This is a genomic window from Streptomyces sp. NPDC001220, from assembly GCF_053597895.1.
This window is the reverse complement of sequence record NZ_JBSFJE010000003.1, coordinates 500565-521872: the sequence shown is the minus strand read 5'-3', so window position 1 is coordinate 521872 and position 21308 is coordinate 500565. Positions and strand designations below refer to the sequence as shown.

Sequence of the window (21308 nt, the reverse complement as noted above, 5' to 3'; positions counted from 1 at the left end):
CACTCGGCCCCCAGTCGCATCGGTCGGTCGACCGCACCTGCCCGGCCGTCGGGCGCCGGGTGTACGGTGACCGGCGGAAAGCGGTTGCCACAAGCCGGAAGCGCAGGGAGGACCACCGCCGATGGCGTCGACGTCGGAACGACCGCTCGACCACCGTTACCGGGGCGAACACCCCATCCGCACCCTCCGGTACCTCCTGCGCGCCGACCGCCGCAGCCTGACGGCGGCGGTTCTCGTGTTCACCGTCAAGCACAGCCCCATCTGGCTCCTGCCGCTGATCACCGCCTCGGTCGTGGACACGGTCGTACAGCACCGGGAGATATCCCGGCTCTGGACGGCCGTGGGGATCATCATGGCGATCCTGCTGGTCAACTACCCGCTGCATGTGCTGTATGTGCGGCTGCTCTACGGCAGCGTGCGCCGGATGGGCACCACGCTGCGCTCGGCGCTGTGCACCCGCATGCAGCAACTGTCCATCGGCTACCACTCCCGGGTCAGCGCCGGTGTCCTCCAGGCCAAGGTCGTGCGGGACGTCGAGACCGTCGAGCAGATGGTTCAGCAGACCGCCGAACAGGGCCTGGGCGCGCTGACCGTGCTGACCGGCGGGCTGGTGATCATCGCCGTCCGCACCCCGGAGTTCCTGCCCGTCTTCCTGGTCGTGGTGCCGGGCGCGACCCTGATCGTGGCCCGGCTCCGGTCGCGGCTGCGGACCCACAACGAGCACTTCCGGCACGAGGTGGAGACCCTGTCCTCCCGGGTGACCGAGATGACGCGGCTCATCCCGGTCACCCGCGCCCACGGCCTGGAGGGCAAGGCGCTGCGCCGCATGGACGGCACCCTGAGCCGGCTGCTCACCTCCGGGATGCGGCTGGACCTGGTCAACGGCCGCTTCGGCTCGCTGGCCTGGGTGGTCCTGAACGTGATCGGCGTCGCCGTGCTCGCCGCCGCCGCGCTGGTGTCGTACTACGGCATGTGGGGCGTCTCCGCCGGTGACGTCGTCATGCTCAGCGCCTTCCTGACCACTCTCACCAACTCCACGACGACGCTGACGAGTCTGGCGCCGGTCGTCACCAAGGGTCTGGAGTCGGTGCGTTCGGTCGGTGAGGTGCTGCAGGCGCCCGAGCTGGAGGACAACGAGGGCAGGGCGGAGGTCACCGCCGTCCGCGGCGCCGTCGTGTTCGACCGGGTCGGTTTCGCCTACGAGGACACCGACCGCGCGGCGGTGGCGGACTTCACCCTCGATGTGGTGCCGGGCGAGACCGTCGCCCTGGTGGGCGCCTCGGGGGCCGGCAAGTCCACCGTGCTCAACCTCGTCATCGGGTTCATCCGGCCCACCGCCGGCCGGCTGCTCCTGGACGGCACCGACATGAGCGGGCTCGATCTGCGCACCTACCGGCGGTTCGTCTCGGTCGTGCCGCAGGAGTCGATCCTCTTCGACGGCACCATCCGGGAGAACGTCGCCTACGGCATGGAGGACGAGGCCGACGAGGGGGCGGTGCGCGCGGCGCTGCGCGACGCCAACGCGCTGGAGTTCGTGGACCAGCTGCCCCAGGGCCTGGACACCGTGGTCGGCGAGCGCGGCGCCCGGCTCTCCGGCGGCCAGCGCCAACGCCTCGCCATCGCTCGGGCGTTGATCCGTGATCCGCGGGTCCTGGTGCTGGACGAGGCCACCTCGGCGTTGGACACCCGGTCCGAGGCGCTGGTGCAGCAGGCCCTGACCCGTCTGCTGCGCGGTCGTACCACCTTCGTGGTGGCCCACCGGCTGTCCACCGTCCGCGGCGCCGACCGCATCGTGGTGATGGACGACGGCCGTATCCGCGAGATCGGCACCCACGAGGACCTGCTCCACCGGGGCGGTGCCTATACCGCGCTGCACGGTGGGCAGGTGGCCTGACCGACGCACCCGAGGCCCGCGGCGGCCCGGCGGCCCGGTCCTCGGAATCCGCCTGCCGGCGTGCGGGAGACCGGAGCGACCCGGGGTGCCCGCATGCCGCGCTCGGAGAGAGCGCCGGGCCTGCTCACGGCATGCTGGAACCATGATGGTGCTCGCCGTGATCTTCGCCGTCCTGGGTGCCGTCAGCAATGCGACGGGCACGGCCTTCCAGCGGAAGGCCGCGTCGACGCTGCCCGCCGGGGGCGGGGTGCGCCTGCTGCTCGCCCTGGCCCATCGGCCCGCCTGGGCCATCGGGATCACCGGTGTCGTGGGGGCCGCGGTGTTCCAGGCGCTGGCCCTGGTGAACGGCCCGATGGCGCTGGTCCAGCCGCTGTTCATGCTGGAGCTGCCGTTCGCCCTGCTCATCGCCATGCCGCTGATGCACCGGCGGCCGAACCCGCAGGGCTGGTGGGCGATCGCGGTGGTGGTGTCCGGCCTGGCCCTCCTGCTCGGTTCGGCGGCTCCTTCGGGCGGCCGGGAGCAGGCGTCCATGCAGCGCTGGATCCCGGCCCTGGCCCTCACCGTGGGGGCCATCGCCGGCATCGTGCTGCTCGAACGGTCCTCGTCGTCGCCGCTGTTCCGCGCGGCGGCCCTGGCGTCGGGTGCCGCGATCGGCAACGCGCTGACCGCCGCGCTGATGAAGTCGGCCACCGGCCGGCTCGCCGACGACGGGCTGCCCGCCTTCCTCACCACCTGGCAGACCTACGGCTTCGCGCTCGCCGGGATCGCGGCGCTGATGCTCCTGGAGAACTCGTTGCAGGCCGGTCCGCTCGTCGCCTCCCAGCCCGCGCTGACCATCGGCGACGCGTCGGTGAGCCTGCTGCTGGGCGTCGCCCTGTTCGGCGAGTCGGTACGCACCGGCTGGTGGCTGCTGCCGGAGGCGCTCGGCGCCGGGCTGATCACGTGGGGCGTGGTCCGGCTGACCCGCGTCGTACCCCACCTGACGGACGTCGTGCACTGAGACGTCGTGCCGTGCGGCCGGTCCCGGGCCGGGGTGCTTCAGCTGCCGTCGGCGGTGAGTCTCGGGGCGGCGGTGACGATCGCGTGCACGGTCTCGGTGACCAGGCGCCGGTCCAGGGGTGCCTCGTCGAAGGCGCGGTGCATCGGCCAGCCCTCGATCAGCGCGTCGAGCGCGCGGGACACCCCGGGCGTGAAGTGCAGGGCGAGGCTGTCCCTGCTGCGTTCGAGCCAGGTGCGGGTGGTCGCGGACACCGCCGCGTTGTGGTTGGCGTAGGCGTACATCTCGAAGATGAGCGTCATGTCGCGTTCCGTGGCGTACGCCGGTCCGCAGATCAGCTCGACGACGGCCGCCTCGGCGTCGGCCGTCGACGCGGCGGACTGCAGGGTCCGCCGGTAGAGCTGGGACATGGTGTCCGACAGGCGGGCGAAGGCCTGGGCCAGCAGGTCCGCCATCCCGTCGAAGTAGTACGTCAGCGAGCCGAGCGGGACCTGCGCGCGCGCCGCGATCCTCCGATGGGTGGTCGTGTGCACACCGCCCTCGGCGATCACGTCGAGGGCCGCATCCAGAATGCGCTCCTTGCGTCCGGGGTCGTTCGGGATCTCGCGTCGTGTGCCGGTCACGCCCTCAATCTGCCATGGGTCGCGCCACACCGAGTGTGTACGGATGTACAAGCCAGTGTGTACATTCGTACAGACTCATGCACAGGGACCCATCGGGCACATCTGGAGCCAGCAGCCATGACCGCCGACCTCACCGGGCGCCGTAACGCCGTCTTCGTCCTGTTCTTCGTCCCCGGCCTGACCATCTCCTCCTGGGTCACCCGCACCCCGGACGTGCGGGACATGCTCGGCGCCTCCACCGCGCAGATGGGGCTGATCCTGTTCGGGCTCTCGGTCGGCTCGATGGCCGGCATCCTGTGCTCGGGCGCGCTGGTGGCCCGCTGGGGCGCCCGGCTCGTCATCCTCGCCGGCACGTCGGCGATCGCCGCCGGTGCCGCGCTGATCGGTATCGGAGCCGCCGCCGGCTCCGGCCTTGCCGTCGCCCTGGGCCTCGGCCTGTTCGGTCTCGGCATGGGCGGCGGCGAGGTGGCCATCAACGTGGAGGGCGCGGAGGTGGAGCGGCTGCTCGGCCGCTCCACGATGCCCGCCATGCACGGTTTCTTCAGTCTCGGCACCGTCGTCGGCGCGGTCGCCGGCATGTGTCTGACCGCGGTCGGCTTCCCCGTGCTCGTCCATCTCGTCACGGTCGCGGCCGTGGTCCTCGCCGCACTCGCCCTGGTGATCCGGACCGTCCCCTCCGAGGTGGGCCGGCGGACCGCCGCCGAGCGCCGCGAGCCGGGCACGGCGCGGGCCGCGGTGTGGAAGGACCCCACGCTGCTGCTCATCGGCTGCGTCATCCTCGCCCTCGCCATGGCCGAGGGCACCGCGAACGACTGGCTGCCGCTGGTCATGGTGGACGGGCACGGCTTCGACGCCGCCCTGGGCTCGGCCGTGTACGCGGTGTTCGCCGCCGCGATGACCCTCGGACGCTTCGTCGGCGGCCGCTTCGTCGACCGGTTCGGGCGGGCGGCGGCGCTGTGCGGGAGCGCGCTCGTCGGGGCCGCGGGCCTGGCCCTGGTGATCTTCGTCGACAACCAGGGCGTGGCGGCTGCCGCCGCCGTCCTGTGGGGCCTCGGGGCGTCGCTCGGGTTTCCCGTCGCGCTCTCCGCGGCGGGCGACTCCGGCTCCGACCCCGCCGCCCGGGTCGCGCTGGCCGCGACCGTCGGCTACGTCGCCTTCCTGGTGGGGCCGCCCTCCCTCGGCTACCTGGGTGAGCACTTCGGGCTGCGGCACGCTCTGATCCTGGTGCTCGCCCTGGTGGTGGCCGCCGTGTTCGCGACGCCTGCGGCCCGGTCGCCGCGGCGGGTACGGGACGCGGAACCGGCCCGCGGGTGAGATCCGCCGAATCCGCGGTGGGTCCCGCCGTCACTCCGCCGGGCGGGAACCCGGCGTGTGGCCGAAGGCCCGCCGGAAGGCGTCGATGAAGGCACTGGCCGACGACCACCCGCAGGCGTGCGCCACCGCCGTCACCGGGGTCCGCTCGGCCAGCAGGACCAGCGCGTGCTGGAGGCGCAACTGGGTGCGCCACTGCGGGAAGGTCATGCCGAGGTCGCCGCGGAACAGCCGGGACAGGGTGCGGTCACCGGCTCCGACGACACGGCCGAGTTCCCGGAGCGTGCGGCCGTCGGCCGGGTCGGCCTGGAGGATCGCGCACACGTCGCGCAGCAGCGGCGCGGTGGGGGTGGGCAGGTGCAGCGGCTGCTGCGGTGAGGCCCGCAACTGGTCCAGCAGGACGGCGCGCAGCCGGGCCCGTTCGGGGCTGTCGTCGTCCTCGCCACGGGTGTAGGCGATGATCAGCTCGCGCAGCAGCGGGCCCACGGCGAGCACGGTCGGGGCGTCGAGCGCCAGGGGATTCTCGGTGGCGGGCAGTCCGATGAAGTGCAGCTCGAGTTCGCCGTGGGCCCGGTGCGCGTGGACGGTGCCGGCCGGTACCCAGATGGCGCGGTTGCCGGGGGCCACCCAGGAGCCCGCGCCGGTCGTCACGGCCACCACGCCCCGGCCGGCGTAGACGATCTGGTGGTCGTCGTGCCGGTGGGCGTCGATGGCGTGGCCCGCGGCCAGCGATCGGGTGTGGGTGAGGGCGTGTGCCTCGTGGCGGATTTCCGGCATCACTTGGCAGATTACCGGAAGTGCGACAGGCCATCGGGCTCGGAGCATGGCGGGGTGCGAAGGAATACATCGATCACTCTGCTGTCCGCCGGCCATGCCTGTGTCGACATCTACCAAGGTGCCGTGGCGGCACTGCTGCCGTTCTTCGTCGCCGAGCGCGGCTATTCGTACACGGTCGCCTCCGGTGTCGTACTGGCGGCGTCCGTGCTCTCCTCGGTGGCGCAGCCGCTGTTCGGGGTGCTGACCGACCGCTGGCCGATGCCCTGGCTGCTGCCGGTCAGCACCCTGCTGGGCGGTACCGGTGTCGCGCTGAGCGGGGTGAGCGGCTCCTACTGGCTCACCCTGGCGTTCATGGCCCTGTCCGGGATGGGGGTGGCCGCCTACCACCCCGAGTCCGCCCGGGTCGCCCGGGTCGCCAGCCGCGGCAGCCACAGCGCGATGGGGGTGTTCGCCACCGGCGGCAACATCGGCTTCGCGCTGGCACCGCTGATGGTGGGTGCCGTCGTCGGCGCGGGCGGGCTGCGCTGGACACCGGTACTGGTGGTACCGGCGCTGGCCGGTACCGCGCTGTGCCTGCCGGTGCTGCGTGCGCTCCGCGCCGGCCGGACCCCCGGCGAAGCCGCGCCGGTGCCGGCCGGAACCGACGACGTCGCGTCCTTCGTACGGCTGTCCCTGGCCGTGGTGTTCCGGTCGATCGCGTTCGTGGGGCTGAGCACCTTCATCTCGCTCTACGCCGAGCAGCGCACGGGCGGCGCCACCGCCGCCGGCACCGTGGCCCTGACGGTGCTCTACCTCGGGGGCGCGGCAGGTTCCGTGCTGGGCGGGTCCCTGGCCGGCCGCTGGGACCGGGTGACCGTCTCCCGCTCGTCCTACGTGCTGGCCGTGGTGGCCGTCGCGGGTGTGGTGTGGGTGCCGGGGCCGGCGCTCTACCTGTTCGTGGCGCTGGCGTCGGTCGGCCTGTATGTGCCGTTCTCGCTCCAGGTGACGCTCGGGCAGGACTATCTGCCCTCGCGGATCGGCACGGCCAGCGGGGTCACCCTCGGCCTGACCGTGAGCATCGGCGGCCTGGCCGGACCCGCCCTCGGCAGCCTCGCCGACGCCACCTCCCTGCAGACCGCGCTGGCGCCGCTGGTCCTGATGCCGGTACTGAGCCGGCTGCTGTTCGGCACCCTGCGCGAGCCCGGCGGCACCCGGCCACGCGCCACGGCGTCCGGTACCGGGGACGGCGACGACGCCGCGGTTCCGACCGCACCGGGACGCCGCTGACCGCCGCCGCCACGCACTGCCTCCCGTTCCGGCCGGGTAAGCTCGCGCCGACCCGGCCGGAACGGCGGCGTCGAGCACGACGCCGGCCCGCACGGGCCCGCTGCCGTACGCCGTCGAAGGACCGGCTCAGGACGGCCAGACGCGGGTGGCGTAGTCGAGGAAGTTGCGGCCGAGGATCTTCTCGATGCGTTCGGAGTGGTAGCCGCGTTTCTCCAGGAGACGGATCAGCTCGCGGAACTGGTCCACGCCGCGCAGGTCCACGACGAACGGGTAGGTGTCGGCCCGTTCGCCGGCCGCGCCGACACCGGCCGCCTGCCGGGCGGCGACGTGTTCGGCGAGGGCCGCGCGATAGGCACCGAGGTCGTCCACGGCGGTGACACCGCCGTCGGTGCCGATGCCGACGTGGTCCTCGCCGCAGACGTCGACCGCGTGCACGATGTGGTCGACGACGTCGGCGGCGGTCGCGTGCCCGCTCGGGTTGAGGAAGGGCATGAAGTAGATGCCGACGAAGCCGCCTCGGTCGGCGACCAGCCGGAGTTCCTCGTCCGTCTTGTTGCGCGGCAGGTCGGCCAGGGCACGGCAGCCGGTGTGGTTGATCGAGACGGGCTGCCGGGAGTGCCGGGCCGCGTCCAGGCAGGTGTTCTCCCCGCTGTGCGAGAGGTCGACCATCAGGTGGTGGTCGTTGAGGGCCTCGACGACCTGGCGGCCGAAGCGGGTCAGGCCACGGTTGGCGGTGGCCATGGAGCCGTCGCCGAGGTGGTTGGCCTGGTTGTAGGTGAGCTGGACGACCCGTACGCCGGCCTCCGCGAAGCCCGCGACCCGGGCGTCGACGAGGGCGGGGTCCTCGCCGACGGCGACGGCGTTCTGGAAGCCGTAGACGACGCCGATCCGCCGCTCCTGGTGGGCGCGTCGGATGTCGGCGGCCGTACGGACCTTGAGCAGGTCGGCCGGGTGGGCGTCGATGATCCCGTCCCAGACCGCTATCTCCTCCAGCGTGTGCTCGTACGGCGGCAGGTCGCCCATGGTGTAGCCGAGGGTGATGTTGACGGCGGTCAGGCCGGACGCGTGGGCGTCGGCGATCGCCCGTGCGTCGACGGCGAGTTGACCGCTGGAGGGGTTGAGCTGGGTGGCGGCGGCCAGGGCCGCGGGGGCGTTGGGGTTGTCGAGCTGTCCCAGCGCGTTGACGATCACGGGGTGGGTGGCGGTCACTTGGCGTCCTTCTCGAACTCGGCGCGGTCGAAGCGGCAGCCGCGTTTCACGGTGAGGGTGATGGTGCGCAGGTTGGTGATGTCCCGGAGGGGGTCCTCGTCCAGGACGGCGAAGTTCGCGAGTTTTCCGGGTTCGACGCTGCCCATGTCCGCCTCGGTGCCGGCGGCCCGGGCGCCGACCAGGGTCGCCGAGCGCAGGACGTCGGCGGCGGGGATGCCGCAGCGGTCGACGAGGAAGGCGAGTTCGCCGTAGAGCGCGGGGAAGGGATCCTCCGGGCCGGTCTCGAAGTCCGTGCCGGTGCAGACGTCGACTCCGGCACGGTGCGCCTGGGCGGTGAGGGCGGCCGCCAACTCCGCGTTGCGGCGGGCCCGTTCGGCGGACTCGGCGGTGTCCCCACGGAGCTCGTCACTGGTCCACATGGACGCGGTGGCGTCGAGGACGGTGCCGCGACGGCGCATCTCGGCGAAGAGGGCGGCCAGTTTGGGGTCGTCGCCCGTGGCGAAGCGTTCGTGGTCCACCCGGGGTTTGGTCTTGTAGCTGCTCAGCGGCTCGGTGGGGTTCTCGAAGGCGAGCAGGGTGACATGCGAGACGCTGTCCACGCCCGCGGCGACGACCTCGCCGGGCGCGGCCGGGAAGACGGTGGCGTGCGCCCAGACGGCGATGCCCTGGCGGTGCGCCTCGGCGGTGACGGCGGCGACGGTCGCGGCGTCCAGGTCGGCATAGACCTTGATCGCGGCGGCGTGGGTGCCGCGGGCCAGGGCGACGGCGATGGTGAGATCGGTGCCGGGGGTGACGGCCTGCATCCAGGGCACCGCTCCGGGTACGGCGCCCCGGGAGACCTCGTGGGTGCGCGGGTCGTCGAAGAAGGTGGGCCCGGCCATGAGCGCCGCGTAGCGGATGTCGGGGCCGGGGATCTCGCCGACCAGGGTGGCCCGGGCGAGGTCGCCGATCTGGCGCAGGTCGTCGGCCATGTCACGGACGGCGGTGACCCCGCTGTGCACCAGGCGCCGGAGCACCGCCTCGGCGACGGGCCGGTCGGGCGGGGTGGCCAGGTGCTGGTGGGTGTCGATCAGGCCGGGGACCACGAACCGCCCGTCGAGGTCGACGCGGGGTGCGTCGGCCGCGAGCGGGGGAAGCGGATCGCCGTCGCCGGTGACGGTGTGGATCCGGGCCCCGTCCGTGACGATCGTGGTGTCCGGGCGGGGGCGGTCACCGGTGCCGTCGAAGAGCGTGGCGCCGCGGTAGACCGTGACGGTTCCGGCGGGCGGTGCCGCCCAGGGGGTCGGGGCGCCCGGGGGCAGGTCGGTCATGGTCACCTTCGGTCCGCGAGACGGCACGCTGTTACGGTGTACGCAACAGCTGTATCGTGTGATGAAAACGCAGGTACTGTACTCCGCGACCGCCGGATCACCGCAAGGACCCGAACCGGACAGGGCGCCGGTCGGCGCGGCGCCGGACGGGACACCGGGCGGGTCGCGGGCCGGGACGCCGGACAGGACACCGCCCCGGACGCGGACCAGGACACCCCGGTCCGTGCCGCACCGTGGACGAGAGGGAAGAACCGCTGCCATGCCCGTCGTACCCCGTACCGCGGCGCCGCCCCGGTCGGCCGTGGACAAGGCGCTCGACCTGGTCGAGGCCGTCTCGCGCGCACCGCACCCGGTGCGGCTGACCGATCTGGCCGCAGAGGTGGGCCTGCACCGCGCCACCGCCTACCGGATCCTGCTGGACCTGGTCCGGCGGGGCTGGGTACTGCGAGCCGGTGACCGTTATCTGCCCGGTGCCGCGGTGCTGCGGATGTCCGCCTCGGCCGTGGGCAACTCACTGACCGCGCTGGCCCGTCCGGTGCTGGAGCGGCTGTCCGCGGAGACCTCGATGATGGTCAACCTCCAGGTGCTGGAGGAGGGCGGCGCCCGGGTGATCGACGTGGTCAGACCCGAACGGCTCGCGATGATCAGCCACTTGCGGGGCGAGTTGCTGCCGGTACGGCGGTTCGCCGGTCCGCTGGCCCTGGTCGCCGCGCTCGAACCGGAGGCGAGGAGCAGGTGGCTGGACGGGCTCGGGGAGGACGCCGGAGAGGTGGCGCGGGAGCTGGCCGAGGTGGAGCGGACCGGTGTCGCCGTGGAGCACGGCCGTAACGACAAGCTGGTCGCCTCCGTCAGCCGGGCGGTGGTGCCGGACCCTGGCGCTCCGGTGTGCGCGCTGACGGTCGTGGGACCGGACGCCGAGTTCGGCGGGCCGAAACTGGCGTCCGTGCGGCGGGAGTTGCGCGCGGCCACGGACGAGCTGGCGACGGCTCTGACCGCCGGCACGGCGGAGGCCGGCCGGTGAGGCCGGTGAGCGGCATGCTGGTGCTGGACCGCCGGCAGACGGCCGCCGCGTTGCCACCCGCCGTCGTACTCGACGCGGTGGGCCGGGCGCTTGTCGCCGTCGCCCGCGACGAGGTCTCCGTCCCGCCGCGGATCGCCGCCCTGACCCCGACCGGCCTGCTGGGCGCGATGCCCGGTTACGTCCCGGGGCTCGGCCTGGCCGCGAAGCTGGTGACCGTGACCGCCGATCCCCGCCACCCCGGACGCGGTTTCCACCGGGGGCTGGTGGCACTGTTCGACGAGCACGACGGGCGGCCGCTGGCACTGGTGGACGGCGAGTCGCTGACCGAGGTCCGCACGGCGGCATCCGCCACGCAGAGCGCGCTGGCCCTGGCCGCCCGCCCCGGTCTCGGCCGGGTGACGGTGGTGGGGACGGGCGCCCAGGCCCGCGCCCAGTTGGCGCTCCTCGCGGCGGTGCGGCCGGGCGCCGAGGTGACGGTGGCCGGCCGTGATCCGCTGCGAGCCGGTGCGGCTGCGGCCCGGTATCCCGGCGCGCGGGTCGCCACCGGCATCGAGGACGCCGTGCGCGAGGCCGAAGTGGTGTTCTGCTGCACCGGCGCCACCGCTCCCGTCCTCCGCCGCGAGTGGCTCGCTCCCGGCGTCCATGTCTCCTCGGTCGGCGGCTCCCAGGGGCCCGAACTGGACCCGGGCACGGTACGGGACGCGGTCCTGTTCACCGAGTGGACCGGCGCGGCCACCGCACCGCCGCCCGCGGGCGCACATGAGCTCCAGGACCTCTCCCCCGGCCGGCCGGTGACCCTGCTCGGGTCCGTCCTGGACGGCGGCCACCCGGGGCGGGGCGGGGACGCCGATGCCCTCACCGTCTTCAAGTCCACCGGCCACGCGGCGCTCGACGTGGCGGCGGTCCGAGTGGCCTACGACGTGGCGCTCGAGCAGGGGTGGGGAGTGCGCGTGGATCTGTGACGGGCGGGTGCGCCGGCAACGGCGGCCGCCGGCCGGGGAGGTGACCCCGTCCCGGCCGCGGACCCGGCCGGCGCCCCTGTCCCGGCAGGTGTTCCCCGCCGATCCGGGTGTCCCCCGGCATTGCTCTGGTCCAGGCTCTTTGTTTCACCATACATCTAGATGCATAATGCCGTTATGGAGAACCGGATCGAAGATCGGGGCGGCTCCGACGGGCCGGCGGGTGCCGAGGATCCCGCTGGTTCGGCGGAGCAGTTGATGATCGCCGTGGAGCAGTTGGTGCGCCATGTGCGGCACAGCGCCACCGCCGGCGGCCTGAGCACCGCCGCCTCCGCCGCGCTGGGCCGGCTGGGCCGGGAGGGTCCGCTGCGGCTGACCGAACTGGCCCGCGCCGAAGGCGTCTCGCAGCCGGGGATGACCCAGCTCGTCGGCCGGCTCGAGCGCGCGGGGCTGGTGGCACGCAACGCCGACCGCACCGACGGCCGGGGCGTACTCGTGGAGATCACCGGGACCGGACTCGAAGTCTTCCGGCAGCGCCGCTCCGAACGCGCCCACGCCCTCCGGGAACTGATCGAGGAGCTGACCGAGCCCGAGCAGCGCGCCGTCCGGCTCGCCCTGCCCGCCCTGGCCCGTGCGATCGAGGGCCGCCGGGCCCACAGCTGACCCCTTCACTCCCTCCCCCATGGCCGTCCCGTCCGTCCGCATCCGGAAAGAGGACCGTTGATGAGTGCTCCGCACCCGAGGACCGCAAGCCCGTTCAGGCAGCCGAAGGCCGTGTGGGCCGTGGCGTTCGCCTGTGTCATCTCGTTCATGGGCATCGGCCTCGTGGATCCGATCCTGCCCGCCCTGGCCACGAGTCTGCACGCCTCCCCCAGCCAGGTCTCGCTGCTGTTCAGCAGCTATCTGATCGTGACCGCGGTCGCGATGCTGATCGTCGGCTGGGTGTCCAGCAGGATCGGCGCCAAGCGCACCCTGGTCACCGGGCTGGCGATCATCGTGGTGTTCGCCGCGCTCGCCGGCACCTCCGGCTCGATCGACGGCATCGTCGGCTTCCGCGCCGGGTGGGGACTCGGCAACGCCCTGTTCATCGCCACCTCACTGGCCGTCATCGTCGCCTCGGCGAGCGGTGGTTTCGCCGGCGCGATCATCCTCTACGAGACCGCCCTGGGCCTCGGCATAGCCGTCGGCCCCCTGCTGGGCGGCGAGTTGGGGGCCATCAGCTGGCGGGGGCCCTTCTTCGGCGTGGCCGTCCTGATGGCGATCGCGCTCGTCGCGACGCTGGCCTTCGTGCCGGCGCTGCCCAAGCCGGAACGCCGTACCTCACCGCTGGCCCCGATCACGGCGCTGCGCCACCGCGGTCTGCTGACCATGGGCATCATGGCCCTGCTGTACAACTGGGGCTTCTTCACGATGCTCGGCTACGCGCCCTATCCGATGGAGCTGGACGCCCATCAACTGGGGCTCGTCTTCACCGGCTGGGGTCTGCTGGTCGCCGCGTTCAGCGTCTTCTTCGCGCCGCGTCTGCAGGCCCGCTTCGGCACCGCGCCCGTGCTGTACGCCAACCTCGTCGGCCTCGGCGCGGTGATGGCCGTCATCGCCGCCGGGGTCGACACCCCGACCGTCGTGATCGTCGCCGTCATCGCCAGCGGGATCTTCATCGGCGTCAACAACACCTTGACCACGCAGGCGGTGATGGTGGTCTCGCCGGTGGAACGACCGGTGGCCTCCTCCGCGTACGGCTTCCTGCGGTTCATCGGCGGCGGCCTGGCCCCGTACGTCGCCGGGAAGCTCGCCGACGCCACCGATCTGAGCGTGCCGTTCTACCTGGGCGCGGGCACCTTCCTGCTGGCGATCCCGGTCCTGGCCAGCGGGCATGGGCTGCTGCGCGAGGCGGAGTTGCGCCTCGGCGGCGGGGAGCCGGTCGCCCCGGCCCTCACCCCCGTGGGGCGGCGAGTCATCGCCGGGACCGGTCCGGTCGTCGTGGCCGTCGGCGGCCACGGGCAGGCCGCCGCCATCGTCGACGCCGCCGCCCGGCTCGCGCGGGACACCGGCAGCCCGCTGGAGGTGGTGCACGTCCAGCGGACCGCCGTGGTCGAGGAGCAGGCCGCGGACACCGAGACCGCCGAGCAGGCGCGGGCCGCCGTGACCGCCCACCTGGACCGGCTCGCCGCCCAGGGGTTCGCCGCCACCGGCCAGGTACTGGACAGTGTCGGCGATCACGCCGCCGCGGGACGGGTGCTGGCCCGGCACGCCGCCGAGGTCCACGCCCGTGCCGTCGCCGTCGGACGTTCGCCGCGCGGCCCGCTGGCCCAGTTCGCCGACGGCAGCCTCACCACCGCCCTGGCCCATGCGGCGACCTGCACGGTCGTCCTCGTCGACCCGGCCGACGCGCCCCTGCGCCTGACGGCGTCCACCCTCGTGGAACTCCGCGGCGACACCCCGGCCTGAGCCCGCGGTCCCGCCGGCCGGCGGCGCTCAGCCGGCGGGGCGCCGGTCCTCGACAGCGCGGTCCCCGATGCCCTCGCCCACGGCCACCGAGGCGCGGCCCTCCTGCGAGGTGACCACCTTCGAGGGGCGGTTGCCGCGGTCCAGGACGCCGCCGGTGACGGCCAGCGCCAGGCCGGCCATCGCGAGGGCCGCGCCGACCAGGTTGGGGGCCGCCCAGCCCCAGCCCGCCGAGATCACCAGGCCGCCGAGCCAGGCGCCGGCCGCGTTGGCCATGTTGAAGGCGGAGTGGTTGGAGGCCGCGGCCATCGTCGGGGCGTCCTTCGCGTTGATCATCAGCAGCATCTGGACGGGCGTGGTGATGAGCGCGCCCATCGCGCCGATGAAGGTGACGGTCACCAGGGCCGGCACCGTGCTGTGGACGGTGAAGTAGAACGTCACCAGCGCGGCCGCCAGCAGGATGATCCCGGCGTACAGCGTCGGGCGCAGGGCCCGGTCGGTGAGGGGACCCGCGGCCAGGGTGCCGAGGGTCATGCCGACGCCGTAGAGGGCGAGGACCGCGGTGGTCGAGGAGTCGGAGATGCCGGTCAGGTGCGTCAGCATGGGGACGAGGTAGCTGTAGACGGCGAAGAAGCCGCCGAACCCGACGACGGCGGTGCCGAGGCCGATGAAGACCTGCCGGTTGCCCATCGCCCGCAGTTCCCGCCGGATGCCCGCCTGCGGGCCGCGCGGCTGGTGGGGCACGAGGAGGGCGAGCGCGGCGAGCGCCACCAGGCCGATGACGGCGACCGCGCAGTAGGCGTACCGCCAGCCCAGATGCTGGCCGAGGGCGGTACCGGCGGGAACGCCGACGATGTTCGCGACGGTGAGGCCGAGGAACACGCTGGAGACGGCGCGTGCCGCACGCTCCGGGGCCACCAGCCGGGAGGCGACGACGGCGCCCACGCCGAACAGGGCGCCGTGCGGCAGTCCGGCCAGGAAGCGGGCGGCGAAGAGCAGGCCGAAGTCCGGGGCGAGCGCGGACGCCGTGTTGCCCACCACGAACAGCCCGGTCAGCAGGAGCAACAGCCGCTTGTGGGACACCCGGGCGCCGATGCCCGTCAGCACGGGGGCACCGACGACGACGCCGAGGGCGTAGGCGGAGACGAGGTTGCCGGCGTGCGGCACCGAGACACCGAGCCCGTCCGCGATCTGGGGCAGCAGGCCCATGGTGGCGAACTCGGTGGTGCCGATGCCGAACGTGACGACGGCAAGGGCAAGCAGAGCCAAAGGCATGGTGGGTGAGCGAACCTTTCGGGGACGGCGGTCCGGGGGACGGGGAGCGGGACGGACCGGGAGGTGTTTTCGGCCTCCGGGGACCGTCGCGCCGAGCGCCCTTGCCCAGCACACCCCCAAGAAAGGTGTAGCGACATGGGGCCGGCTCCGCATTCCACGAATGGCCGAAACAGCAGGGTGACCTACGTCACGGCCGCCACGGCCGGCGCGTCACGGCCGGCACGGCCGGTGCCACTACCGGCCGGTCCGGGGATCCTGGCGCCGGGTCGGCCAGAATCCGGCGCCGCCACAGCACGGTCCAGGCGACGAGGGGGGCCAGCACCACGTACTCCAGCGGCGGTGTGACGGCGGCGGCCGTGGCCACGGGCAGCACGAGCACCAGCAGGACACGGGCCAGCGCCTCGGCGGTCAGCCCGGCGCCCAGGACGAGGGTCTGCGTCCGGTGTGCGCGACGCAGGCGGGCGTCACCGGACGGATGCCCGTGCAGCCGGCCGGCCAGATAGCCGGTCGCCGGTGTGCCGCGCAGCCGGCTGACCAGGAACACCAGGCCGGCCAGGCCGCTCACCAGCGGGTCCCGCAGGAGCAGCAGGCGGGGTTCGGCGGTGAGCGCGGCGAAGGCCGCCGAGAGGCCGTACATCAGCAGCATGCCGCAGGCCAGGGCGTCGGCCCGGCGGTCGTACAGCGCGGTGGCGGCGAGCCAGACCGCGGCCACCACCGATGCGGTGAGCAGGGCGGGCAGTGTGTCCAGTCCGGCGAGGACACAGCCGTAGTAGGCGAAGGAGGCGATACCGAGGTCGAGGGCGAGTCGGGTCAGACGCGCCAGGCGTCCGGTGCGGGACGGTTGCATGGCTTCTCCAGATGCGGTCCTGGTCCTGGTTCGGCGATTTTTTTAGCTTGGGCGTGCTAAATAAAACCGTAGCATGGCCGTGCTATGAAAGACGGGTGCCGAAGGTAGTGGACCCCGAGCAGCGTCGCCGCGAGGTGATGGAGGCCGTCTTCCGGGTCGTGGCCCGCCGCGGCATCCAGGCGGCCACCCTCCAGAACGTGGCCGCCGAGGCCGGGCTCGCCGTCGGCTCCGTGCGGCACTACTTCGACAGTCACGCCGAACTGCTCGCCGCCGCGGCCCGCGAGATGGTGCACCGCGTGGAGGCACGGGTGCTGGCGCGGCTGGAAGAGCGGCGCCCCGAGCGGGATCCCCGGCGTTTCGTGGAGGAGATCGCGGGCGAGTTCCTGCCGCTCGATGCGGCACGCGCCGACGAGACGGCGGTCTGGCTGGAGTTCTCGGTGGCCGCGCGCACGCACCACACCCTCGGCTCGGTCGCCGCCGAACTCCACGACGGGCTGCGGGACATCAGCCACCGACTGCTGCGCCGCCTGGGCGTGGACGACCCCGTGGCCACGGAACACCTCGCCGCCCTCCTCGACGGCCTCGCCCTCAACGCGGCGCTCCACCCGGACCGCCTGGACCCGGACACGGTCCGCGCGGTCCTGCGCCAACATGTGGCACAGCTGCCGGGCGTACGGCCGGAGGGGCCCGCGGGCACACCCTGAACAGGGTCTGCCCGCACATCCGTCGACGGCAGTCGCGCTCCCGGCGGACGGCGCGCGCGGCCGTCCGCCGGTTCAGGCGCCGATGGCTCTCTGACACTCCGCGCACAGCCCCCACCAGGTGATCTCGGCCTCGTCGACAGCGAAGCCCAGGTCCTTCTCGGGGGTGAGACACGGCGCCACACCCACGCTGCATTCGATGTCCTCGATCCGACCGCAGCGGCGGCAGACGAGGTGATGAGAGAAATCGCCCCGGGGGTCTGGACCGCCGATACTTGTTCACCTACTGTCTAGACATGCCTGGACAGGTTCACAAGCACCATCGCATCGCCCGCGTTCTCGCCGACGAGATCCGCGCCGGGGTCCACGCCGACGGCAGCCGGCTCCCGGGGGAGCACGCGCTGACCGAGCGGTTCGGCGTGAGCCGGACCACCCTTCGGCAGGCTCTGCAGGTTCTCGGCGAGGAGGGCCTCATCGCCACCCACGCGGGGATCGGCTCCTTCGTCACCTTCGACGGGACGCCGATCGACAACCGCCTCGGCTGGACCCGGTCGCTGGCCGAGCAGGGCTCGGAACTCACCACCGAGGTCCTCCGCTTCGAGGAGGTGAGCGATCCGGGGCTGGCCGCTCGGCTGGGGCTCACCTCGCACGCGTTCATCGCGCTGGACCGGGTCAGACGGCTGCCCGACGGGCCGGGCGTCTCGCTGGAACGCAGCCGGGTGCCGGCCATCGGGAGCCTGGCCGGGCTGCCCGAGCGCGGTCTCGACGACGGTTCGCTCAGCCGGGCGCTGATCGCCGCGGGCCGGATCACCGACTCCGGTGAGGGCGTCGTCTCGGTGCGCGGGCTGGCGGCGGACGAGGCGGTCGTACTGCACCGCTCCCCCGGTGAATCCTTCCTCCGCCTGGACCAGGTGTACCGGGCCGCCGACGGCTCGGTGGTCGAGCAGGTCAGCAGCCTGCTCGATCCCGCCCACTTCGAACTGCACGTCCGCTCGGGCCATGGAGGCCGCTCGTGACCGACCGACTCGACCGCGCCCTGGGCGCCTTCTACGGACTCGCCCTCGGTGACGCCCTCGGCATGCCCACCCAGGTGATGTCCCGCGAGGACGTCGTCCGGGTATACGGCACCCTCACCGGCTTCGAGGCCGCCCGGCCCGACAATCCGGTGAGCGCGGGCATGCCCGCCGGGTCCGTCACCGACGACACCGAACAGGCCGTCATCGTCGCCCGGCTCATCGACGAAGGCCACGGGCGGATCGATCCGCTGCGCCTGGCCCATGAACTGCTCGACTGGGAGAAGGAGATGAAGGCCAAGGGGTCCTTCGATCTCCTCGGTCCGTCCACCAAGGCCGCGCTGGACGCGGTGGCCCGCGGCGTCTCCCCCCAGGAGGCGGGCCGCAACGGCACGACGAACGGCGCGGCGATGCGTGTCACCCCGGTGGGGATCGCCTTCGCCGCCGACCCGCTCGACACGTTCGTCGACCGGGTGGTGGAGTCCTGCCAGGTCACCCATGACACGACGATCGGCATCGCGGGCGCGGCCGCGGTGGCCGCCGCGGTCAGCACCGGAGTGGGCGGCGGCTCGCTCGGCGAGGCCGTCCACGCCGCCGTGACCGCCGCCCGCGCCGGTGCGCGGCGCGGGCACTGGATCGCCGGGGCGGACATCGCCGCCCGGATCGAGTGGGCGTGGCAGCTGGTACGGGACCTCCCGGAGGCGGAGGCCCTGGACCGGGTGGTCGCGCTGGTCGGCACCAGCGTGGCGAGCCAGGAGTCGGTGCCCGCCGCCTTCGCGGTCCTCGCCCTGGCCGACGGCGATCCCTGGCGGACCGCGCTGCTCGCCGCCAACCTCGGCGGCGACAGCGACACCATCGGCGCGATCGCCGGGGCCGTGGCCGGTTCGGTCGCCGGGCTCCGCGCGCTGCCCGCCGACGCCGTACGCACCCTCCGCACCGTCAACTCCCTCGAACTGGAGCCCCTGACGGCCCGTCTGCTCACCTTCCGCTGATCCGACAGTCCTCAACCAGGGGAGCGCGTCACGCGCGCCGCCCCAGACCGCCGCACCGCCCGCCCTTCCGCACCGCACCCTGCAAGGAGGTTCCGTCATGGCCGTTTCGAAGACGAACGATCGCGTCGGTGCCATCGAGACCCGCGGGATCGAACCGGTCCCCGACAGTGAACGGCACGGCCATGCCGGCCAGATGTTCTGGACCTGGTTCGCCGCCAACATCAGCATCCTCGGACTGCCCCTCGGTGCCACCTTGGTGGCCTTCCGCGGCCTGGACATCTGGCAGTCGGTGCTCGTCGCCGTCCTCGGATCGTTCGGCTCCTTCGCCCTGGTGGGCGCCCTGAGCCTGGCGGGCAAGAAGGGCGGCGCCCCGGCTCTCACCCTGTCCCGCGCGGTCTTCGGACAGCGGGGCAACGCGGGTCCGACCCTGATCACCTGGCTGAGCCGGGTCGGCTGGGAGACCATCTCCACGACCACCGCGGCCTACGCGCTGCTGGCCCTGCTCGACACGGCGTTCGGCATCCGGCGCAACACCGTGCTCACCCTCGTCTGCCTGCTGGTGTTCATCGCCTGCACGCTGCTGATCAGCGGCCTCGGCCATGCCACCATCATGTGGATCAACAAGTGGGCCACGGTCGTCTTCGGCGTCCTCAACCTCGTCGTGATGGGCTTCCTGATCTCGAGCGTCGACTGGAGCAAGGTCCTCGACGCCCCGGCGGGGCCGGCCAGCGCGGTGGTCGCCGGTGTCGGGTTCATCGCCTCCGGCACGGGCATCGGCTGGGCCAACGCCGGTGCCGACTACGCCCGTTACCTGCCCCGCACGATCCCGGGCCGACGGCTCGTGGTGGCCTCGGCGTTCGGCGCGGGCATCCCGCTGGTGCTGCTGATCTCGCTCGGCTCGCTGCTCTCCGCGGGCGACCCGACGCTGGCCACCGCCTCCGACCCGGTCGCGGCGATCAACGCGATGCTGCCGTCCTGGATGGCGATCCCCTACCTCGTCGCGGCCTTCGGCGGACTGCTGATGTCGAACCACCTCTCCACGTACTCCGCGGGGCTCACGATGATCACCCTCGGCCTGCGGGTGCCGCGCGCCTACGCCGTCGCCATCGACGTCGTGGTCATGTTCGCCGGCGGTGTCTACTTCATGCTGATCGCCGACGACTTCTACGGCCCGTTCTCCACCTTCCTGACGCTGCTGGCCGTACCCATCTCGGCCTGGATCGGGGTGGTCGCGGTGGACTCGCTGCGCGGCCGCACCTACGACCCGCAGGCCCTGATGGACACCACCCGCTCCAGCGCGTACTGGTACACGGGCGGCCTGCGGCTGCCGGCCGTGTCCGGCTGGGCGCTGGCCATCGTGGCCGGTCTGCTCTTCACCAAGGCCTCCACCAGCGCGAGCGACGTCTGGTTCGCGGGCCCGCTCTCCGACACCTGGTTCGGCGTCAACGGTCTCGGCTGGGCCGTCTCCATGGCCGTCGCCGCCGGGGTGTACGCGCTCTTCGGCCGACGGGACCCCGCTCCGGACGGCGGCGGCGAACCCGCCTCCGCTCGCCTCCTGGGAGCCGGTCGATGACCGGCCGGGTGGTCCTCGCCGGGAACGTGATCGCCGATCTGGTGATCGAGGTGCCCGCGCTGCCGGAACGCGGCGGCGACGTCATCGGCACCCGCACCGAGATGACCGCCGGCGGCGGCTTCAACATGCTGGTGGCGGCCCGCCGCCTGGGCACGGAGGCCGTCTACGCCGGTCTGCACGGCACCGGACCGCACGGCGACCTCGTCCGCGCGGCGCTGACCGGCGAGGGCATCGGGACTCTGCTGCCGGCCCGCACGGACCGCGACACCGGCTTCACGGTGGCTCTGGTCGACTCCGGCGGCGAGCGCACCTTCGTGACCAGTTTCGGGGCCGAAGCGACCCTGGCCGCGGCCGACGCGGCCGCGGTCGCGGCCCACCTGCGGCCCGGTGACCTTCTCCAGCTCTCCGGATACGGGCTGGCCCTGCCGGGCAACGGCCCGCTGCTGTCCGGCCTCGCGGCCGCGCTGCCGGCCGGGATCACCCTCTGCCTCGACCCGGGACCCCTGGTCGCCGACATTCCCGAGCGCCTCCTCGCCCCCGTCCTCGCACGGACCGACTGGCTCAGCGCCAACGCCCGCGAGGCACGCATCATGACCGGACACGAGGACCCCCGCGCCGCGGCGGCGGCTCTCCGGCAACGGCTGGCGACCGGGGCCGGTGTACTCGTACGGGCCGACAAGGACGGCTGCTGGCTGGCCGCCCCCGGTCGGCCGCCCGTGCACGTACCGGGGTTCCCGGTCACCGCGGTCGACAGCAATGGCGCGGGCGACGCCCACGTCGGTGCGTTCCTCGCCCTGCTGGGCCAGGGGCTCGACCCGCTGACGGCCGCGCGCGGCGCCAACGCGGCGGCGGCGTACGCGGTCACCCGGCGAGGCCCGGCCACGGCGCCCGACCGGACGGAGCTGGCCGCGTTCCTGGCGGGCGACCCTCTCGCCGAGACGATCTCCGGCTCCGGGGACCGCTGAGACGCGGCGGCCGCTCCGGCCGCCCGTTTCGCCGGCCGGATCTCGCCCTTCCTGTCCTGATCGCACCTCCCCGGACGAGCGGCGGCCCTTCGTTCACAGAGCTGACGTATCGTCATATCCTCTTATGGGA

19 protein-coding genes are annotated in these 21308 nt (G+C 73.2%); 13 read left to right on the top strand and 6 right to left on the bottom strand.

Annotated elements, in window-relative coordinates; genetic code table 11:
- The first annotated feature begins 121 nt into the window (after positions 1-121).
- Entirely contained in the window at positions 122-1894 is a 1773-nt protein-coding gene (locus ACWDGI_RS10280; RefSeq protein ID WP_450757298.1) for an ABC transporter ATP-binding protein, read from the top strand.
- A 142-nt stretch (positions 1895-2036) separates the two neighbouring features.
- Positions 2037-2894 (top strand): DMT family transporter, encoded by an 858-nt coding sequence (locus tag ACWDGI_RS10275; protein WP_450757296.1) that lies wholly within the window; start codon positions 2037-2039, stop codon positions 2892-2894.
- A gap of 38 nt (positions 2895-2932) precedes the next feature.
- Here ACWDGI_RS10275 and ACWDGI_RS10270 read toward each other — a convergent pair whose 3' ends face one another.
- Positions 2933-3514 carry a TetR/AcrR family transcriptional regulator gene (locus tag ACWDGI_RS10270; protein WP_450757295.1) on the bottom strand — a complete coding sequence of 194 codons (582 nt, stop codon included), beginning with the start codon at positions 3512-3514 and terminating at the stop codon, positions 2933-2935.
- A gap of 117 nt (positions 3515-3631) precedes the next feature.
- Here ACWDGI_RS10270 and ACWDGI_RS10265 point away from each other — a divergent pair, with 117 nt between their 5' ends.
- Positions 3632-4828 carry an MFS transporter gene (locus ACWDGI_RS10265; RefSeq protein WP_450757293.1) on the top strand — a complete coding sequence of 399 codons (1197 nt, stop codon included), beginning with the start codon at positions 3632-3634 and terminating at the stop codon, positions 4826-4828.
- A gap of 30 nt (positions 4829-4858) precedes the next feature.
- Here ACWDGI_RS10265 and ACWDGI_RS10260 read toward each other — a convergent pair whose 3' ends face one another.
- The gene (locus ACWDGI_RS10260) at positions 4859-5602 is read right to left on the bottom strand and encodes an AraC family transcriptional regulator (protein WP_450757291.1); all 744 of its coding nucleotides are present in this window, start codon (positions 5600-5602) and stop codon (positions 4859-4861) included.
- A gap of 54 nt (positions 5603-5656) precedes the next feature.
- Here ACWDGI_RS10260 and ACWDGI_RS10255 point away from each other — a divergent pair, with 54 nt between their 5' ends.
- Positions 5657-6868: an MFS transporter gene (locus ACWDGI_RS10255; RefSeq protein WP_450757289.1), complete on the top strand. Its 1212-nt coding sequence runs from the start codon at positions 5657-5659 to the stop codon at positions 6866-6868.
- 126 nt (positions 6869-6994) lie between these two features.
- Here the strand turns inward: ACWDGI_RS10255 and ACWDGI_RS10250 are convergent, their stop codons facing one another.
- Positions 6995-8077: a dipeptidase gene (locus ACWDGI_RS10250; protein WP_450757287.1), complete on the bottom strand. Its 1083-nt coding sequence runs from the start codon at positions 8075-8077 to the stop codon at positions 6995-6997.
- Positions 8074-9387 carry an amidohydrolase family protein gene (locus ACWDGI_RS10245; RefSeq protein ID WP_450757285.1) on the bottom strand — a complete coding sequence of 438 codons (1314 nt, stop codon included), beginning with the start codon at positions 9385-9387 and terminating at the stop codon, positions 8074-8076. The genes ACWDGI_RS10250 and ACWDGI_RS10245 overlap by 4 nt, the downstream gene beginning before the upstream one ends.
- Before the next feature lie 259 nt (positions 9388-9646).
- On the opposite strand from ACWDGI_RS10245, the gene ACWDGI_RS10240 reads away from it, so the two are divergent.
- The 4 genes from ACWDGI_RS10240 (at position 9647) to ACWDGI_RS10225 (ending at position 13815) form a co-directional block, all read left to right on the top strand.
- Positions 9647-10408 carry an IclR family transcriptional regulator gene (locus ACWDGI_RS10240; RefSeq protein WP_450757283.1) on the top strand — a complete coding sequence of 254 codons (762 nt, stop codon included), beginning with the start codon at positions 9647-9649 and terminating at the stop codon, positions 10406-10408.
- 14 nt (positions 10409-10422) lie between these two features.
- Complete coding sequence (locus ACWDGI_RS10235; RefSeq protein WP_450757488.1) at positions 10423-11370, top strand: ornithine cyclodeaminase family protein; 948 nt, start codon at positions 10423-10425, stop codon at positions 11368-11370.
- Between the two features lie 255 nt (positions 11371-11625).
- Complete coding sequence (locus ACWDGI_RS10230) at positions 11626-12030, top strand: MarR family winged helix-turn-helix transcriptional regulator (protein WP_450757486.1); 405 nt, start codon at positions 11626-11628, stop codon at positions 12028-12030.
- 60 nt (positions 12031-12090) lie between these two features.
- Complete coding sequence (locus ACWDGI_RS10225; protein ID WP_450757281.1) at positions 12091-13815, top strand: MFS transporter; 1725 nt, start codon at positions 12091-12093, stop codon at positions 13813-13815.
- Between the two features lie 27 nt (positions 13816-13842).
- On the opposite strand, the gene ACWDGI_RS10220 is transcribed toward ACWDGI_RS10225, so the two are convergent.
- Complete coding sequence (locus tag ACWDGI_RS10220) at positions 13843-15087, bottom strand: MFS transporter (RefSeq protein WP_450757279.1); 1245 nt, start codon at positions 15085-15087, stop codon at positions 13843-13845.
- A 187-nt stretch (positions 15088-15274) separates the two neighbouring features.
- Positions 15275-15934 (bottom strand): VC0807 family protein, encoded by a 660-nt coding sequence (locus ACWDGI_RS10215; RefSeq protein WP_450757277.1) that lies wholly within the window; start codon positions 15932-15934, stop codon positions 15275-15277.
- Between the two features lie 95 nt (positions 15935-16029).
- Here ACWDGI_RS10215 and ACWDGI_RS10210 point away from each other — a divergent pair, with 95 nt between their 5' ends.
- The 5 genes from ACWDGI_RS10210 to ACWDGI_RS10190 all read left to right on the top strand — a co-directional run bounded on the left by ACWDGI_RS10210 (position 16030) and on the right by ACWDGI_RS10190 (position 21178).
- A complete protein-coding gene (locus ACWDGI_RS10210) occupies positions 16030-16638 on the top strand; it encodes a TetR/AcrR family transcriptional regulator (protein ID WP_450757275.1) in 609 nt (202 codons plus the stop codon).
- Positions 16639-16931: 293 nt separating this feature from the next.
- The gene (locus ACWDGI_RS10205; RefSeq protein ID WP_450757273.1) at positions 16932-17651 is read left to right on the top strand and encodes a GntR family transcriptional regulator; all 720 of its coding nucleotides are present in this window, start codon (positions 16932-16934) and stop codon (positions 17649-17651) included.
- On the top strand, positions 17648-18640 hold the full coding sequence (locus ACWDGI_RS10200) for an ADP-ribosylglycohydrolase family protein (RefSeq protein WP_450757271.1): 993 nt from the start codon (positions 17648-17650) through the stop codon (positions 18638-18640). Before ACWDGI_RS10205 ends, ACWDGI_RS10200 begins: the two co-directional genes overlap by 4 nt.
- A gap of 97 nt (positions 18641-18737) precedes the next feature.
- Complete coding sequence (locus ACWDGI_RS10195) at positions 18738-20213, top strand: purine-cytosine permease family protein (RefSeq protein ID WP_450757269.1); 1476 nt, start codon at positions 18738-18740, stop codon at positions 20211-20213.
- The gene (locus ACWDGI_RS10190) at positions 20210-21178 is read left to right on the top strand and encodes a PfkB family carbohydrate kinase (RefSeq protein WP_450757267.1); all 969 of its coding nucleotides are present in this window, start codon (positions 20210-20212) and stop codon (positions 21176-21178) included. The genes ACWDGI_RS10195 and ACWDGI_RS10190 overlap by 4 nt, the downstream gene beginning before the upstream one ends.
- The last annotated feature ends 130 nt before the right edge of the window (positions 21179-21308 follow it).

Excerpts from the sequence above, each read along its gene's own strand:
- ACWDGI_RS10280 (WP_450757298.1), top strand. The coding sequence starts at position 122 with ATGGCGTCGACGTCGGAACGACCGCTCGACCACCGTTACCGGGGCGAA.
- ACWDGI_RS10275 (WP_450757296.1), top strand. The coding sequence starts at position 2,037 with ATGATGGTGCTCGCCGTGATCTTCGCCGTCCTGGGTGCCGTCAGCAAT.
- ACWDGI_RS10265 (WP_450757293.1), top strand. The coding sequence starts at position 3,632 with ATGACCGCCGACCTCACCGGGCGCCGTAACGCCGTCTTCGTCCTGTTC.
- ACWDGI_RS10260 (WP_450757291.1), bottom strand. The coding sequence starts at position 5,602 with ATGCCGGAAATCCGCCACGAGGCACACGCCCTCACCCACACCCGATCG.
- ACWDGI_RS10245 (WP_450757285.1), bottom strand. The coding sequence starts at position 9,387 with ATGACCGACCTGCCCCCGGGCGCCCCGACCCCCTGGGCGGCACCGCCC.
- ACWDGI_RS10240 (WP_450757283.1), top strand. The coding sequence starts at position 9,647 with ATGCCCGTCGTACCCCGTACCGCGGCGCCGCCCCGGTCGGCCGTGGAC.
- ACWDGI_RS10235 (WP_450757488.1), top strand. The coding sequence starts at position 10,423 with ATGCTGGTGCTGGACCGCCGGCAGACGGCCGCCGCGTTGCCACCCGCC.
- ACWDGI_RS10230 (WP_450757486.1), top strand. The coding sequence starts at position 11,626 with ATGATCGCCGTGGAGCAGTTGGTGCGCCATGTGCGGCACAGCGCCACC.
- ACWDGI_RS10225 (WP_450757281.1), top strand. The coding sequence starts at position 12,091 with ATGAGTGCTCCGCACCCGAGGACCGCAAGCCCGTTCAGGCAGCCGAAG.
- ACWDGI_RS10220 (WP_450757279.1), bottom strand. The coding sequence starts at position 15,087 with ATGCCTTTGGCTCTGCTTGCCCTTGCCGTCGTCACGTTCGGCATCGGC.
- ACWDGI_RS10215 (WP_450757277.1), bottom strand. The coding sequence starts at position 15,934 with ATGCAACCGTCCCGCACCGGACGCCTGGCGCGTCTGACCCGACTCGCC.
- ACWDGI_RS10205 (WP_450757273.1), top strand. The coding sequence starts at position 16,932 with ATGCCTGGACAGGTTCACAAGCACCATCGCATCGCCCGCGTTCTCGCC.
- ACWDGI_RS10195 (WP_450757269.1), top strand. The coding sequence starts at position 18,738 with ATGGCCGTTTCGAAGACGAACGATCGCGTCGGTGCCATCGAGACCCGC.
- ACWDGI_RS10190 (WP_450757267.1), top strand. The coding sequence starts at position 20,210 with ATGACCGGCCGGGTGGTCCTCGCCGGGAACGTGATCGCCGATCTGGTG.